Annotated in this window: 18 protein-coding genes; 11 read left to right on the top strand and 7 right to left on the bottom strand. The window is 51.4% G+C overall.

Features of this window, described 5'->3' with window-relative positions; genetic code table 11:
- Window positions 1-39: 39 nt before the first annotated feature.
- The 8 genes from CWM66_RS25690 to CWM66_RS25655 all read left to right on the top strand — a co-directional run bounded on the left by CWM66_RS25690 (window position 40) and on the right by CWM66_RS25655 (window position 6,055).
- Window positions 40-1,554 carry an amidase gene (locus CWM66_RS25690; protein WP_107147601.1) on the top strand — a complete coding sequence of 505 codons (1,515 nt, stop codon included), beginning with the start codon at window positions 40-42 and terminating at the stop codon, window positions 1,552-1,554.
- An 80-nt stretch (window positions 1,555-1,634) separates the two neighbouring features.
- Window positions 1,635-2,258, top strand: coding sequence for a nitrile hydratase subunit alpha (gene nthA, locus CWM66_RS25685; RefSeq protein WP_072438061.1), 624 nt, complete (start codon window positions 1,635-1,637; stop codon window positions 2,256-2,258).
- A 36-nt stretch (window positions 2,259-2,294) separates the two neighbouring features.
- Entirely contained in the window at window positions 2,295-2,954 is a 660-nt protein-coding gene (gene nthB / locus CWM66_RS25680; RefSeq protein ID WP_072438063.1) for a nitrile hydratase subunit beta, read from the top strand.
- A complete protein-coding gene (locus CWM66_RS25675) occupies window positions 2,951-3,385 on the top strand; it encodes a nitrile hydratase accessory protein (protein WP_107147599.1) in 435 nt (144 codons plus the stop codon). The genes nthB and CWM66_RS25675 overlap by 4 nt, the downstream gene beginning before the upstream one ends.
- Before the next feature lie 32 nt (window positions 3,386-3,417).
- On the top strand, window positions 3,418-3,627 hold the full coding sequence (locus CWM66_RS25670; RefSeq protein ID WP_035889452.1) for a CbtB-domain containing protein: 210 nt from the start codon (window positions 3,418-3,420) through the stop codon (window positions 3,625-3,627).
- 10 nt (window positions 3,628-3,637) lie between these two features.
- Window positions 3,638-4,402, top strand: coding sequence for a CbtA family protein (locus CWM66_RS25665; RefSeq protein WP_107147597.1), 765 nt, complete (start codon window positions 3,638-3,640; stop codon window positions 4,400-4,402).
- Window positions 4,403-4,406: 4 nt separating this feature from the next.
- A complete protein-coding gene (locus tag CWM66_RS25660) occupies window positions 4,407-4,973 on the top strand; it encodes a histidine phosphatase family protein (RefSeq protein WP_035889449.1) in 567 nt (188 codons plus the stop codon).
- Between the two features lie 206 nt (window positions 4,974-5,179).
- On the top strand, window positions 5,180-6,055 hold the full coding sequence (locus tag CWM66_RS25655) for a GyrI-like domain-containing protein (protein ID WP_007373337.1): 876 nt from the start codon (window positions 5,180-5,182) through the stop codon (window positions 6,053-6,055).
- 199 nt (window positions 6,056-6,254) lie between these two features.
- On the opposite strand, the gene CWM66_RS25650 is transcribed toward CWM66_RS25655, so the two are convergent.
- From CWM66_RS25650 to CWM66_RS25640, 3 genes are read right to left on the bottom strand one after another with little or no spacing between them, the layout of a single operon-like run.
- The gene (locus CWM66_RS25650) at window positions 6,255-6,434 is read right to left on the bottom strand and encodes a hypothetical protein (protein ID WP_071920263.1); all 180 of its coding nucleotides are present in this window, start codon (window positions 6,432-6,434) and stop codon (window positions 6,255-6,257) included.
- A gap of 35 nt (window positions 6,435-6,469) precedes the next feature.
- Complete coding sequence (locus tag CWM66_RS25645; RefSeq protein WP_035889448.1) at window positions 6,470-8,425, bottom strand: glycoside hydrolase family 127 protein; 1,956 nt, start codon at window positions 8,423-8,425, stop codon at window positions 6,470-6,472.
- A gap of 10 nt (window positions 8,426-8,435) precedes the next feature.
- Window positions 8,436-9,836, bottom strand: a complete 1,401-nt coding sequence (locus tag CWM66_RS25640) for an MFS transporter (protein WP_007373340.1) — start codon at window positions 9,834-9,836, stop codon at window positions 8,436-8,438.
- Between the two features lie 239 nt (window positions 9,837-10,075).
- On the opposite strand from CWM66_RS25640, the gene CWM66_RS25635 reads away from it, so the two are divergent.
- Window positions 10,076-10,894, top strand: a complete 819-nt coding sequence (locus CWM66_RS25635) for an AraC family transcriptional regulator (protein ID WP_107147588.1) — start codon at window positions 10,076-10,078, stop codon at window positions 10,892-10,894.
- A 149-nt stretch (window positions 10,895-11,043) separates the two neighbouring features.
- Here the strand turns inward: CWM66_RS25635 and CWM66_RS25630 are convergent, their stop codons facing one another.
- From CWM66_RS25630 to CWM66_RS25620, 3 genes are all read right to left on the bottom strand, one after another.
- Window positions 11,044-11,286: a hypothetical protein gene (locus tag CWM66_RS25630; protein ID WP_047370982.1), complete on the bottom strand. Its 243-nt coding sequence runs from the start codon at window positions 11,284-11,286 to the stop codon at window positions 11,044-11,046.
- A gap of 278 nt (window positions 11,287-11,564) precedes the next feature.
- Window positions 11,565-11,921 carry a DUF596 domain-containing protein gene (locus tag CWM66_RS25625; protein WP_107147586.1) on the bottom strand — a complete coding sequence of 119 codons (357 nt, stop codon included), beginning with the start codon at window positions 11,919-11,921 and terminating at the stop codon, window positions 11,565-11,567.
- Between the two features lie 312 nt (window positions 11,922-12,233).
- Window positions 12,234-12,512, bottom strand: coding sequence for a DUF596 domain-containing protein (locus tag CWM66_RS25620; protein ID WP_233218432.1), 279 nt, complete (start codon window positions 12,510-12,512; stop codon window positions 12,234-12,236).
- A 408-nt stretch (window positions 12,513-12,920) separates the two neighbouring features.
- On the opposite strand from CWM66_RS25620, the gene CWM66_RS25615 reads away from it, so the two are divergent.
- Window positions 12,921-13,913 carry a hypothetical protein gene (locus tag CWM66_RS25615; protein ID WP_233218431.1) on the top strand — a complete coding sequence of 331 codons (993 nt, stop codon included), beginning with the start codon at window positions 12,921-12,923 and terminating at the stop codon, window positions 13,911-13,913.
- Window positions 13,914-14,171: 258 nt separating this feature from the next.
- Window positions 14,172-15,092 carry an alpha/beta hydrolase gene (locus tag CWM66_RS25610; RefSeq protein ID WP_107147584.1) on the top strand — a complete coding sequence of 307 codons (921 nt, stop codon included), beginning with the start codon at window positions 14,172-14,174 and terminating at the stop codon, window positions 15,090-15,092.
- Between the two features lie 232 nt (window positions 15,093-15,324).
- Here the strand turns inward: CWM66_RS25610 and CWM66_RS25605 are convergent, their stop codons facing one another.
- A complete protein-coding gene (locus CWM66_RS25605; RefSeq protein WP_107147582.1) occupies window positions 15,325-15,858 on the bottom strand; it encodes a hypothetical protein in 534 nt (177 codons plus the stop codon).
- Window positions 15,859-16,125: the final 267 nt, after the last annotated feature.

The following is a 16,125-nucleotide window of genomic DNA, read 5'->3' as shown; positions in this document are numbered from 1 at the left end:
TCAGGATCCAGTCAGTCATTCTTGATAGAAGGAATAAATATGTCCATTGAACGTCCCGACGCCAGCCAGTTGCAGCAGATTGCAAGAGAGCTTCATATGCAGATTTCTGAGAGTGAGGCGGCAGAATATCTTGCCCTTATGCAGCCCAATCTCGACGCCTACGACCTGATTGACGGGCTAAGGGATGAGATCCCCTCAGTTGAATATCCGCGTAAAAAAGGATACCGCCCTGAGGGCGAAGAAAATCCGCTGAATGCCTGGTATTACAAAAGCGAGGTGCAGGGGACACCGGAAGGCAGGCTTGCAGGGAAAACCGTGGTGCTTAAGGACAATATTTCCCTGGCCGGCGTCCCGATGATGAACGGCGCAACATCGCTTGAGGGCCATGTACCCGCTTTTGATGCCACCGTGGTAACGCGTCTCCTTGATGCCGGTGCCACCATTCTTGGTAAAGCCACCTGTGAACATTTCTGCCTCTCAGGCGGCAGCCATACGTCAGATCCCGCTCCGGTACATAATCCCTGGCGCAGAGGGTACAGCGCGGGAGGCTCTTCATCGGGTAGTGCGGCGCTGGTTGCCGCCGGGGAAGTGGATATGGCGATAGGCTGCGACCAGGGAGGCTCCATCCGTATTCCGGCCGCTTTTTGTGGCGCTTACGGCATGAAGCCGACCCATGGGTTGGTTCCCTATACCGGAATTATGCCAATTGAAGCCACCCTCGATCATGCCGGGCCGATTACCGCAACTGTGAAGGACAATGCTCTGATGCTGGAGGTAATGGCTGGACCGGACGGGCTTGATCCGCGGCAGTACACCTCGCGGGGGGGCAACTATACCGCGGCACTTGATAAAGGGGTCAGGGGGCTGAAAATCGGGGTGGTAACGGAAGGATTCCAGTTGCCCAATCTCCAGCCCCTGCTTGCTGAAAAGGTCCGTAGCGCGGTGGCGCGGCTGGAAAGTCTTGGCGCAGTCGTTGGGGAAGTCTCTGTGCCCGGTCATCAGCTTGCCGCCGCGCTGTGGTCACCTATTGGTTGTGAAGGGCTCACCATGCAGATGATGCATGGCAATGGGATGGGTTTTAACTGGGAAGGACTCTACGACATATCCCTGCTGGACAAACATGCGGCCTGGCGTGACAGCGCGGACACACTTTCTCCCTCTCTCAAAATCTGCATGCTCATCGGCCAGTATGGACTGACGCGCTATAAGGGACGTTATTACGCGAAGGCACAGAACCTGGCCCGTCGGGCCCGGGCGGACTATGACCGCGCGTTCGGTGATTTCGATCTTTTAGTCATGCCGACAGTTCCGGTGACGGCCCAGCCGCTGCCAGAAGCGGGTTGTTCAATTACCGAGTATATCTCCAGAGCATTCGAGATGATTGGCAACACGTCAGCACAGGACGTGACAGGCCATCCGGCCATGTCTGTGCCCTGCGGGCTGGTTGACGGGCTACCGGTGGGCATGATGCTGATTGGGCGGCACTACGCTGAAAGCACTATCTATCAGGCCGCCGCCGCGCTGGAAGCGAGTGGTAACTGGCAGGAGATGTAAACGTTTGTAGCCCGTCTGTTCAGGGCGATACCGCCGGACCAGGAGCCCGGCAATGACATTAAACTTTCCGGAGACTTAACATGGCACACGACCACGAACACCCTCATGACCATACTGAACCACCTGAGGAAATTGCGCTTCGCGTGAAGGCGCTGGAGTCCCTGCTGACAGAAAAAGGCCTCGTAGATCCCGCTGCGCTGGATGAGCTTATCGACACGTATGAACACCGAATTGGTCCGAGGAACGGCGCGCTTGTCGTGGCAAAAGCCTGGACCGACCCTGATTATAAGGCTCGTCTTCTTGCCGATGGTACCGGGGCCATTGCGGAACTGGGTTTTTCAGGTGTGCAGGGGGAAGACATGATGGTGGTTGAAAATACTCCCGAGGTTCATAACGTAACGGTCTGTACGCTTTGCTCATGTTATCCCTGGCCAACACTTGGCCTTCCTCCTGCCTGGTACAAATCAGCTCCATACCGATCGCGTATTGTCATTGAGCCCCGCGGTGTTCTGGCCGAGTTTGGTCTCAACATCAGCGAGGACAGGGAAATTCGGGTGTGGGACAGCAGCGCTGAGTTGCGCTATCTGGTTCTGCCGGAAAGACCTGCCGGGACTGAGGGCTGGAGTGAAGAGCAACTGGTCGAACTGGTAACCCGTGATTCCATGATTGGTACGGGTGTGGCACTCCAGCCGGGTGATAAGTAACACACGGTATTTCTTTCAACTTTTTTGGAGAATCAGATGAACGGGATACACGATCTGGGCGGCATGCATGGTATGGGCGCCGTCATCACTGAAGAAAACGAGCCTCCTTTCCATCATGAATGGGAGAGGCGTACCTTTTCGCTTTTTGCCTCTCTGTTCGTTGGAGGTCACTTCAACGTTGATATGTTCCGGCATGCCATTGAGCGCATGAAACCGGCGCATTATCTCGAAGAGAGCTACTACGAACACTGGATGCATGCTTTCGAAACACTTCTGCTTGAGAGGGGTGTTATTACTGCGGATGAGCTTTCCGGTGCGGTTAAGCCGCTGGCAGCCTCGCCGGAAACACCGGTGCTGCGTCTGGATATGGTGCAGGCGGTTGTCAGTACCGGGGGATCTGCACGGGTAGCGATGGATGTGCCGGCCAGCTTTAAGCCTGGCGACCTGGTCAGAACCAAAAATATCAATCCTGCCGGGCATACCCGCCTGCCGCGCTATGCCCGTGGCAAAATCGGTACGATTGTGATTGACCATGGCGTATTTATCACCCCGGATACAGCGGCCCATGACCTGGGCGAACATCCTCAGCATGTTTACAGCGTGAGCTTTGCCGCAACTGAGCTATGGGGCGAGAAAGCACCGCCTAAAGACACAGTGCGAATTGATCTGTGGGACGACTATCTGGAGGCGCTATGAGTTCAGAAATCCGGACAATCTCTGCTCCCTCTGTTGAAGAGAGCGCCCCATTTGAACATCCGTGGCAGGCGCAGGTTTTTTCGCTGATCGTTTATCTTCATCAGGCCGGGCAGTTCAGCTGGAAGGCGTGGGTGGATGTTTTCAGCACGGAAATAAAAGCCAGCCCGCTTCAGAAAGGCGAAAGCATCAACGACGCCTATTACCGGCAGTGGGTCTCAGCCGCAGAAAAAATGCTCCTGTCGCTGGAACTGACAGGAAAGGAAGATATTACCCGGCGAACCAATGAATGGCGTCAGGCTTATCTGAATACTCCGCACGGGATGCCGGTTGTACTGGCCAGCGCGACCTGCGCGCCAGCCCATAATCATCACCATCCGGCTCTTCGTGTTCCCGTGGCGGTCAGCCCGGCATCCGCCAGAATGAAACCATGAATATTATCCACAGCCCGTTATGAGGAAGAAAAATGGAACATACCGTTAATAAAATCGAAGTCGTGCAGGCGCCGATTCCGCTTAATGCCATATTGCCGTGGATTGCATTTATCACGCTGATGGTGATGCTGTCTGTCTATTTTATCGGGGCAGAGCAGGGGGCCACTGCCGTTTTTTCCGGCAATCAGGTACACGAATACTTCCATGATGCCCGGCATCTGCTGGGATTCCCCTGCCACTGAGGATAAAACCATGACGGGAAAACTGCTGTTACAGGGGATGATGGCCGGGCTCCTCGCCGGCATTATCGCCTTTAGCTTCGCCCGTTTCTTCGGGGAGCCGCAGGTCGATAGTGCGATTTCATTTGAAGAAACCCTTTCCCACAAGCAGTTAAGTGGGGAAGGTGGGCATCACCACGAGGGTGACGCTGGCGGCGAAGTTTTTAGCCGGAAAACACAGTCTGGTGCGGGTCTGCTGAGCGGAATGATCCTCTTCAGTGCGGCGATGGGTGGTGCTCTGGCCCTTGTCTGGTCGTTGTGCTGGCAACGCACAGGACCGCGAGGAGCAAGAGCGCTGGCGCTGTCATTGTCGCTGGGCGGGTTCCTGATAATGAGCATGATTCCGGGGCTGAAATATCCTCCTAACCCTCCTGCGGTGGGAGATCCTTCAACAATTGGCTATCGGACTGCGCTCTACTTCAGCATGTTGCTGGTTTCCGTGGTGATTGTCGTGACCGCAGCCTGGAGCGCCCATCAACTGAGACAGAAGCTGGGCGGGTGGAATGCCGCGCTGTGGGGAGGGCTGGTGGGGCTGGCGATGCTGATTGCTATCTGCATGCTGATGCCCGCAGTGAATGAGGTTCCGGAGGGTTTCTCCGCCGATCTGCTGTGGCGTTTTCGCCTGAGTGCTTTCGGCACTCAGTTAACGATGTGGTGCGCAACGGGGCTATTGTTTGGCACATTTGCCGAAAGGACGCTGCGCAAGCCCGGGCATCGTTATCCGGCCGAAGGATGCTGACGGCATGGCCTTCGTGATGCAACTGATTTGCCAGGGGGAAACCCTGGCAAACAGGAACTCGCGGTTCCCGTTTGACGATCCTCTTACCGAAACTTCCGTGAACCAACTGCGTCAGCTAAAGGAGTGCGTCGGGCCATTCAGTAAAGTCTGGACCGCTCCGGATCTACCTGCACGGCAGACAACATCTGCGCTAGGGCTGTGTGGTGAGTCCGTTGCGGAACTCGCTGAACCCGGATATGGCCGTTGGGCGGGCATCCCGATTAAAAAGGTTATTGAGCAGGAGCATGGCGCATTTCAGTGTTGGCTTTCCGGGGACGCGCCACCGGGAGGAGAAAATATTGTGCAAGTAATGGCGCGCACAGGAAGGTGGCTCTCGCTGAGAGTTGCAGAGCGAGGGTGTCAGTGTGCGATTGTTTCCTCTACGGTTATCAGGGCGATAGTGATTCAATTGCTCGATGCGCCTGCCAGTTCTTTTCAACTGCTTGATATTCAACCGCTAAGCATGACGCAACTGAGTAGTAATGGAAAACGCTGGCATCTTAGCTGTCTGGGAAGAAGGATGGCTGTGTGAATCCTGAATATCTCAGTGCTCAGGCATTATCCGGCAACGTGAGGCCACAACTCATCAAACAGCCATCTATGGAAAAGCTGCAATAAGCGGCTCAAACGCGCTCTGGCACGTTTTTATTCGTCAATGTTTCTGCGGACGTTCTTTGGGCAAGATCGGTCAGGCAAACTGAATCGCCTTCGAGCATATTAAGCAGCACGGAGGAAGCCATGTGTGATAACAAAACCGATAGTTACGCCAGACGTTTTAAACAGGTCTTTGATTATATTGACTGTCATCTCGATGACACATTATTACTGGAGAAACTCAGTGAAGTGGCTCACTTCTCGCCATTTCACTTCCATCGTCAGTTTTGTAGTTATTGTGGGATGCCACCTGGTCGTTACATCCAGATGATGCGCTTAAAACGCGCATCTTATCGGCTGGCTTTTAATCCGTTAGAGAAAATCACTGATATCGCGTTCGACGCCGGTTTCCAGCATTCTGAATCATTTAGCCGTGCTTTCAGACAAATGTTTGGTCTCTCACCGACGCAATTTCGCCAGCAGCCCCCTTGGGTCGATTGGCATAAGCGCATATCCGAACCTTATAAAGCCAGGAGACAAACGATGCAAGGCCAGATCAAGATCATCCATTTTCCCGCGACATCAGTCGCAATGCTGACTCATTATGGACAACCGGAGCTAATAAACGAAACTGCGGCCCGCTTTATTGAATGGCGAAAAACCACGGGTTATTCGCCTGTTGCCAGCAGCCAGACATACGGTATTGCACCACACGATCCGGACTTAACACCGCCCGATGAATTTGAGTTCCATATTTGCGGGACAGTAACGTCACCCATTGCGGAGGACAATCGCTTCGGGGTGATAAATAGTGACATCCCTGCTGGTCGATGTGCGGTGTTGCGCCATCAGGGATCGCATGATGCATTAACCGGGTTGGCTAAAACTCTGTATCGTGACTGGTTGCCTGAGAGTGGCGAGGAACTTCGCGACTTCCCGCTTTTCTTTCATTACCACAACTTTGTGCATGAGGTAGCGGAACATGAATTACTCACGGATATCTATTTGCCGTTGAAATAAACTGATTCAGCGTCATGTTTACAGTCGCCTCAGGTGTGAGACGCGCCGGGAAGCGTCCTGGCGCGTTTTTTCTCAGGGGGAGATCTGTGCAGAATTCGCAGCGCACGCTCTGCGGGATTGGTGCAGTATTGCTCTTTTCCCTGTCAGCTACATACGTAAGCACAGCGACAACAACGGCTATGGCTTCATGATACCTGGTTCACCATTTTTGCTCATAACATAGCGGAGTGTAGAACGGTGTCACTCCTTTAAGGAACCCGGCGCTAAGGTTGTCCAAAGACTCTTTGCCAGTTTTCTCATCAAAGGCCCGCAGGTAATCATCCGCAGTTGCCCCCATAAAAATCAGACCGCTGCGGATAATAATGTTACCGCCTATCATGAAACCGCCACTGAATCTGGCGGCGGAAAGAAGATTTACTCTTCGTTGACCCAGATCCTCATCTCTCCTTCTCCTCTGTTGGCCCAGCAAAACCACGGAATAAAGGTTAATGTCTGCGGCTGCCTGGTTGATGGCGAATGGTCATAGTGCCAGAGCAACGCTTGTTCGGGATTCGCTGACGTGCGTTTAATGCCCTCGGCCTGAATTAAAACTTTGTGCGAGAACAGGCCCTTGCCTTCAGTCGTTTTGAAGGTTGCGGTTTGCGGTAACCACAGGTTATGCAGTTCCTCACCGTTATCGGCCTGTTCAAGGCAATACACCAGTGGCCCCCGCTGAATCGCCACTTTTCCGGCAACGTGCCGCACCAGCGGATTACCGTATATTCGACGTACCGGCATCGGCAAGGTCAGGGTTAACGTATCGCCTTCCTGCCAGAGTCGGTGAATATGCAGGTAACCTTTGTGAACCGCTTTTTCCACCGCAACGCCGTTGAGCGTGACCTGTGGCGCATCGCACCAGTCAGGCATGCGTAAAGCAAGGGTATGCTGCACCGGCAACGGCGACTCAACCGCAATCATCACCTTTTCCTGCCACGGGAAATTACCGCTGACACGCAGCCGCAGAACCTTATCCCCGACGGGCACTTCAATGCTGTTGCCGACATAAAGGTTGATATAGAGCGCATCCTGGTGTGGGGTATAAATGTAATGACCGAGCGAGGTCAGCAAACGCGCGATATTAGGGGGGCAGCAGGCGCAACCGAACCAGCGCTGGCGAACCGGTTTAACGTGATCATAGATATGATTAAAGCGGAGCGTTTTCGGGTGAACCTCCAGCGGGTTAACGTAAAAGAAGTGTTTACCATCCAGCGCCATGCCGCCCAGCACGGTGTTATACAGCGCTCGTTCCATCACATCGGCATACTGGCTGTCCGCTTCCATCTCCAGCATACGGCGGGCGAACATCATCAGGCCAATGGACGCGCAGCTTTCGGCATACACGCTGTCGTTCGGCAAATCGTAATCGCTGCTGAACGCTTCACCGCTGCTTTGCGAACCGATACCGCCCGTAATATAGAGCTGGCGCTGGGCCATGTTATGCCATAAACGCAGGCAGTCTTGCCGTTTCGCCTCATCATTGCTGAGCCGGGCCAGGTGCGCCACGCCGGTCATCAAATAAACAAAACGTACCGCGTGACCGATAGCGGTTTGCTGCCCGGCAATGGGTTGATGCGCCTGGCTGTAGGCTTTGTCCTTTACCATCCACGCCGGGCCATAGGTGTTCCAGTAAGATGTTTTGCCACGCTTTTCATATTCGATATCGTAAAAATGCGGCTGCGTTCCGCGCTGCTCGACGAAGTAATTCACCAGCGCCAGATAACGCGGCTCCTGCGTTACGTCATGCAGGCGCATTAGCGCCAGCTCGATTTCGGGATGCCCGGGATAACCGTGCAACTGTGTCTCACCAGGCCCGAACACGCTGTCGATATGGTCGGCAAGTTTACACACCACCTCTAACAGACGGCGCTTACCAGTGGCCTGAAAGAAGGCCACTCCGGCCTCGATCATATGCCCGGCGCAATACAGCTCATGACATTCCGCAAGGTTAGTCCAGCGCTCGCTGGGGGCTTTGACGGTGAAATAGGTGTTGAGATAGCCGTCTTCACACTGGGCGGCAGCCACCAGTTCAATCACCTCATCGGCGGTTTTTTCCAGTTCCGCATCCGGTTGTTGGCACAGCGACCAGGCGACGGCTTCCAGCCACTTCGCCACGTCACTGTCCTGAAACACCATGCCGTAAAATTCTCCCTGCTGTAGCCCGGCGGCGATACGGAAATTTTCAATTGCATGGCTGGGATCCGCCTCGGCGATCCGATCGTTCAGCGCATCCCATTGATAAGGAATGACGACATCCCTTACCAGTTGCTGATACTGACCCAGAAAGGGATCGTTAATTTTCAGCTTATGCAGATCGACTTCCATCACAGACATAATGTTCTCCTCAGACCGGAGCATGGCGAACACGCAACTCGCTGGCTATGCGCGCCATGAGTGGATTGTTGAGTTTGCAGGCGAGAATAGTGAACGCCAGCAGCAAGTGGAATAAAGCAGGCAGCAGGGTTTCCATGCTGGTAATGCCATGCAGCGATGCCGTCGTCTGGTGCCCTGCGCCTGGGTGATAAGCGACAAAGATAAACACCAGGCTGATGATCCCGGCGCTTGAGGCCCAGGCCAGTTTGATGCAGAAGAGATTAAAGGCGAAGTTCATCCCCGAGGAGCGCACGCGGGTTTTCCACTCACCGTAGTCATCGGCGAAAGCCATCAATGCAAAATGCAGCGGCAGGGTGAAGCCGAGAATAATACCGTTGCCAAAAATCACCACCAGCCAGAAGGTCTGCCACGCCGGGCTTGTAGGCAAGAACCACATCACGATTGCCAGCGCAGCCAGGACGATGTTGGTCCAGTAATACAATCTGACGGTATCCACGCGTTTGGAAAGCGGGCTGACCAGCACCGAGCCAAGAATCGAGGCAAACGTCACCATGGTAAAAAACAGCGAGGTGTAAGCAGTACTGCCCTGCAAGACATAGGTGATGAAGTACATATAGCCTCCACCCCGAATGTTGAACACATTGATCAGCAGGAACGACATCAGCAGCATCAGCAGTAGCTGGTCATTTCGGCGCAACCCAGCCAGATGCTCACGCAGGGTAAATTTCCCCAGGCTGTCCAGTGAGACGCGCTCGCGTACCCAGAAAAAACAGCACAGAAACATCACCACCGCCACGCTACACAGAAGCCCGACGCCCAGTTGATAACCCTGCGCGGTGTTGCCTTTGCCCAGTACAGATACCAGCCAGGGCAGGCCCACAGAGACCAAAAAACCCGCCACGCCGCACAGCACAAAGCGCCAGGACTGGCAGGCAATCACTTCGCTGTGGCGGCTGGTCATGGTGTTGATCAGTGCGCAATAGGGCACGTTGATCGCGGTATAGCTGACGGAAAGCAACAGATAGGTACCGAACGCCCAGACGATCTTCATGTTCATGCTGACGTCAGGTGTGGTAAAGGTCAGAACGCCGATCACGCCAATCGGCACCGCAATCCACAGTTGCCATGGACGGAAACGTCCCCAGCGGCTCTGCGTACGGTCAGCCATAATGCCCATAATCGGATCGGACACTGCATCAAACACACGCAACGCCATAAACAGCGTCCCGACCAGCGCCGGGGTAAGACCAAATACATCGGTGTAGAAAAATGTCAGGAAATTCATGATCAGGCAGGTGATTACCGTGCCACCGGCGTCACCCAGCCCGTAACCGATTTTCTCGCGCAGGGAAAGGGCATCGCTCGCGTCCTGCTGCGTCAGTTCGGTTTGCGTAATCGGGCTAGCAGTCATAATAAACTCCTCATCAGGGTCAGAGTCCATTGCCCGCATCAGGACGGGCTTATTTTCAGGTACGGATTTATTTTGCCCGGAATACGGCGCTCAACAAGAGAAGGGAAAAGTATAAAAAGAGAGCGATTCCGACCTGTTTAATAAAGTGTGAGCTGGATCGGGCAGTAAACTATTTTTTGATTAATAATCAAATGGAAAGGTCTATTAATATGACTTAAAAAGCGGAAAATTGATTATCGATGCTTGAATTATCCATAGCGTTTCCGGTTCGTGTGCAAAATGGCGGATTGTTCATTTCTCGCGGGATAGGGAGCCATCCCGCGCGCACGCTGACCTCATGGGAAGTCATCTTTGTGGAGCGCGGAGAGCTGCAAATCCGTGAAGACGATCACCTGTTTATTGTACAGGCGGGCGAGAGTTTGCTGCTGCGCCCGGGGCATCGCCATGTGGGCGAGGGCGCTTTTCCAGCCGATCTCAAATTCTACTGGCTGCATTTTGACTGGCTGCAAGGCGTGGCCGAAGAAAGGGGGTATGCTGCGCTGCTGAGCGTCCCCCAATATACACGGGTGAGCGATCCACAGTATGTCATTTCCCTGTTTCGCCAGTTTCTCAGCGAGCAGGAAAATATTCGCCGCAACGTGGCGATGGAGTGTATTTTGCTGCTGATCTTGCAACAAATTGCCGCCCCCGGCCCGCAGGAAAGCACCAATGACAGCCCTGGAATGGCGCTGGCGTGGAAGGCCCATCAGCTCATTCGCACCCAATTCCATTTGCCGATCACCACGTCTTCGCTGGCAAAGGAGTTGCACTGCAACGCAGATTATCTGGGACGCGTCTACCGCCGTGTTTTTCGTCTGACGCTGACAGAAGCTATTCATCGCCAGCGCGTACTGATGGCGGAGAAGTTGCTGATCAATAATTCGCTGTCGCTAACCGAAGTCGCTAGCCAGTGCGGATTCAATGACACCAGTTACTTTCGGCAGATCTTCCGTAAACTGACCGGGCTGACGCCCACAGGCTGGAAACGTCTTTACTGTCGCGAGCACGTCAATTCGTAGTCCTGGGCAGAAATAAATGACGTCTTGACCTGCTCCTCCAGAATTCATTCCCAGGCGTAAGAAGGCTTCACTTATGGTATGGAGATGGTGAAATTTGGGGATGTGAGGTCTGCAATGAGCGATGAGCAGACATTGATATGTGGTCTGTGCTACTTGGATTGCTCTTGCTTTACTGGCGGGAGAGATATCCTCGCCTCCGAAATCAGTTTTTCCACTGCTTCCAGAGGGATATTCTCTTCGTAGCAGGTCAAAAAGAATTCGTGAGTAACGTCAGAATAGAAAACCTCAGCAATTTGCCGTAAAGGAGATGTCTCGCTGACAGATAATTCCAGAAACATGCCATCACGTAATACGTCGCTTCCACGACTCAGTTCAAATTTAATTTTAGACATATTATCCGAATTCCTTCTTTTCAACGACGCAAAACATTTTGCATTAGTGATATCAAAAACAATTTGGTCAGGATACAGCGGGTTAATATTCCGATCACGTTAGTCTCAAGTGACCCTGACAAATTTTATGTCCCACGCGTCGAGGGCAATTATCCCGGCCAGTTCACCCGTAGCCGCCCCTGCAAAATACGGCGCCGCAGCCCCGGCCAGCACCTGCATCGCGGCAGTTGCGGTGGTGATTATTCATGCCGATGCAATTGCTATGAAGGCAATAACATTTAGGTCCACTCCAGTGAACCATCCTCAAGTACCCAGACTGCTCCTCCCGGACATGCCTCATCAAAGAACCAGATACCATCCTCCATCTCGGATTCTGTCAGGGGGAACGCCCGTCTGAAACGTTCAACCTGCTCCTCAACACTTCCTTCAAGGAACTTACCATGCTTGGCAAGTCTAATTCGTCCATCATTCAAAAGCCGTTTTAATACCAAAAAAAATAATTCTCTTCGTTCACTAAAACTAAAGCCAGGTGGACAGGGATCTGGTACTGCATAACATAAAATTGCATCAAGAGTTTGGCCCTCAGCCGCATCTGCCAGTTCCTTATATTCCTTTTCACTTAGCTCACTAATCATTTAAATTTAATCTCCACACCCGTATACTTATTCCCTAATTCACTGATTTTTGACTATTCCGTATATCAATAGTCCAACTGACCTGTTCCCCTTTATTTAACAAAGGATGATTTTGGTCACGTCCGCCCTTGGCACGAGCGAATGCTGCTAAATCAGTTTATGTTAATTAACGGGAGCAGGTCCCCCCTGCAATATACGGCGCCGCAGCCCCGGCCAGCACAGATTTGATATCGCCGCGCGCGACCGCCTGTATCGCGGCAGTTGTGGTGGTAATTATTCATGCCGATGCAATTACCATGAAGGCAATAACATTTAAGTCCACTCAAGTGAACCATCCTCGAGTACCCAAACTGCGCCCCCCGGACATGCCTCATCAAAGAACCAGATACCATCCTCCATCTCGGGTTCTGTCAGGGGGAACGCCCGTCTGAAACGCTCAACCTGCTCATCAACACTTCCTTCAAGGAAATTACCGTGCTTAGCCAGCCTGATTTTTTCTCGTAAAAGGCGTTCCAGCACACTAAAGAAAACTTCCACTCTGCTAACATAATCAGCAGAGAACGCTTCTGTTGCCCACCAAAGAGCTTGCAGGTTTCGGCCTTTCAGTGCCTCATTAAGACCAGCATAATCAGCATCATGTAGTATAGAATTCACTTGAATTTGATTTCCCCCCCCTGTTTTGTACTTCCTAGCTAACTGACCCAATTGATTATTGCTTTTAATATCAGTGGTCGATCTGGCTACCGTTTGTGACCTGTTTCCCATAAATTAACATATCTCAATGTTATCAATGTCTGCTTTGGCACTAAGCGGAGCGGCGCGAAGATCGATGTCCGCTGTGAGCGAGAATCGGACGTTGGTACTTTTGCATCCACGAGAGTATTTTTATAAACAGTCGCCATTCATTCATGTTCTCGACTACCTGCGCGCCACTTTGGCGCGCAGGGCTTGGAATGTAAACTACAAAAGATACCTAAGACGTGAAGCTAAAGGACAGACATGACAGCATATTCAAACGCTGATGCGGCAAGAGACTTACGCCCGGCCTTAGGCAAGGCACCCGTTGGCGCTGTGAACGGAGAATGGTTCTTTATAACCGAACAGGCTGGCGTCTCCTCACTAACTGGAGGCTACATGTATGCAGATGGGAGTCACATTGCAGAGGGGAACCACGCCCTTCGAACGGTCCGGGAGGTTGTCGAGAAACTTGAAGCATCACATTTACAGCCTTTTAATAAGGTCATCGTTCGCTGGACAAGATCTAAAATACCGTTAATACGCGGGCGCGTTACAGTTGATACACTGTTCGATAAGACAATCGTGCCGCGCGGCCCTCAAGACCCGATTTATGAGGCCGCCTCTATGGCAAGACGAGCCTTTTGGGAAAGGTATGGCAGTGTCTCAGATGACTTTATAGCTGAACGAGATGACGCAAACGTACACAACCAGACGAACTGGTTCGGGCCCCATCGTCGAGTGCTCAACATTAAGAGCAAAACGACATTTACGCTGGCCACCGATGGACTCTCGACGCCCTGGGCCGGCATTGCTGACCCGGAAAATGGCGTAGGCTGCGAACTTTTCATGGAATTAGACGCTTATACTACCATCAGCCACCCGATGGATGACTGGGCTTCTCTCTTGATTAGTCTGGGCGATCTCGTTGCAGATGGGTATCAGGTTGCTGACGATGTTGAAAAATATGGCGCAATCCTGTTTTGTACGCTTACAGACGAATATCACCCATTGACCCGAATCATTCTCAGCCTTGATGACCGCAGGATTGATAATTTACCTTTTGGCTCAGTTCCGCTGATCCGTGTCACGCCGATAGCAGAAGCCGAGATTGAACACCTGGACCAATCTGATGAATGGGCATCACGCGCAGCAAAACATGCACTCGCGGAACGGCAGAGAGAAACACAGGAATTACGACGGCGTTATTCACGCTCCTTACGAGGCCGAGTGAGTTCAGTCACCTTCTTAACATAATGAAGTTTAAGGTCCGCTGTGAGCGAACAGCAGACGTTTTTGAACTCTGCGTGAGTTAGTTGAACAAAATTCAGTGACAATTTGGCATTACAATTCTTAATGCCAGGACAATATGAAAGGCATATTATGTCGTCATAGGCTTTAAATAAAAGCTCGATTTATTATAAAGAAAAAATAACAGTGGATATCTATAGCTTAGTCCATGTATTTGAAACCTTAAAATGATGTAGTCTGTAATTTATCATACAGATAATTTATATGGTTCATTTAACTATGCATAACAATACATATGAAACATTTCTGGAGGCGCCAGGCCCGCAAGGCTCCCTCAAAGGCACTCTACTTAGCCCATGCCCGAATCCAGAAAATGTCATTCTGATTATTCCGGGTTCCGGGCCAACTGACCGGGACGGCAATAATCCGCTTGGCGTTAATGCTTCAACTTATCGACTTATTGCGGAAAATCTGGCGTTAAAAGGCATCGCAACGTTGCGAGTGGACAAGCGTGGAATGTTTGCCAGCTCAGCGGCGGTAACGGACGCAAACGCTGTGACAATCAATGATTATGTTGAAGATGTTCGCTCCTGGATAACGGTATTGAAACAACATCTGGAAAGCCCGTGTATCTGGCTTCTCGGTCACAGTGAGGGGGGCATCGTTGCATTGGCCGCGGCGGGGGAACCTGATGTATATGGTTTAATTCTGGTTGCAACACCATCGCGCCCTCTGGGGGAAGTGTTAAGATCTCAGTTTATGTCCAATCCGGAAAATGCAGTCCTGCTGGATGATGCACTCTTCGTTATCAATGAGTTAGAGCAGAATAGACGTACCAATGTTCAGGACATGCACCCCGCTTTGCAAAGGATATTTCATCCAGCAGTTCAAGGTTTTCTTATAGATATTTTTTCCTTTAACCCAAGCTATCTAATAGCCCGTATTACGAAACCTGTACTTATATTACAGGGGCAACGTGATCTCCAGGTAACAGAAAATGATGCCCGAAAGCTTAAGTCAGCGAATACGAAATCAACCCTTGTCCTTTTACCAGATGTAAACCACGTTCTTAAAGAAGTTAACTCGGACGACAGGTATGAGAATAATTCAGCTTATACAAATGCATCTCTACCACTGGCTCCAGGGGTAGTTGAAGCCATTACGCAATTTATGACTCATAACTGATTACACCATTAACTTTATTTAATGAGGCAGTTCCTTGCTTCTTGGACTTGAATGTATAGCATGAGCTTCCGCTCCTGGCACACTGGGGGCGTCGTTTTGTCCCGTCAGACATTTGCTGGACACGCCGCTAATTCTGTCCCTTTTTGTTCGTTCGCTGCACCGCATGAAAAAACCCACTGGGTGGGCTTAAACCAGATTCTTGTTCGTACAGACAGAGGCCTGCGTCATGCAATTAATCGAACATACCAGAGGGGCAGTATTTGCCTTCCCAACTCACTATATTAGCGCTTTTATCCAAATCTTTTACCGATACGCTATCTCCGGAAAATTCTGAGCCGGTAACGATGATATCGTAATCATGATTTGGCTGAGGAATGAATCTATAGGAGGCAGATCGTTCTGTATTTTGATTGTATCCAGATTGGGTCCAGTAATGAATTACCGTCACCAGTTGCCCTGGCTTGATAGTAAATTCATTGATGAAAACGCCGTTGTTGTTAGATGACTCGGGCATTCCAATTTTTTTATTTCCTGTGACAGGAATACCGACAATAGCCAGACCAGCAGTAACCCGGCGCTCTAAAACTTTTTTATAACAACCACTTGCCTGTTTTTCGTAAAATTGAAGAGCTGTATTGCCATCAGATGCAGCACGAATCCGCGCTGCATCTGAACCTTTATAGTCTTCCAGCGAAGGCCTAAACCCCGCCGTACATCCACTCAACAACGTTACCATTATTCCCGTAATGACCAGTTTTCCATACATGCGCATCACCTTGCGTTTTTGTTGATCCTTACCTTATCGACTCAGAGGGATAAAACTTTAAACGGATATTGAGCCAGTCATTTACCACGACTGACATGCTCACATATTTTAATTCACCATAGGTTAGGAATGTCCGCTCTTGGCTGTGAGTTCAACAGGTCGATGCAACGCTATCCTTAATCGAAGGGGGACGTTGCCATGAAACGAAGAACTCGCATCTACTACACACCAGAACAAAAGGCGATTATCCAGGACAGATATAAGCAA

This window comes from Kosakonia sp. H7A (assembly GCF_003028445.1).
In the GTDB taxonomy this organism is placed as follows: Bacteria; Pseudomonadota; Gammaproteobacteria; order Enterobacterales; family Enterobacteriaceae; genus Kosakonia; species Kosakonia radicincitans.
The sequence above is the reverse complement of the archived record's forward strand: the minus strand, read 5'-3'. Positions and strand labels throughout refer to the sequence as shown.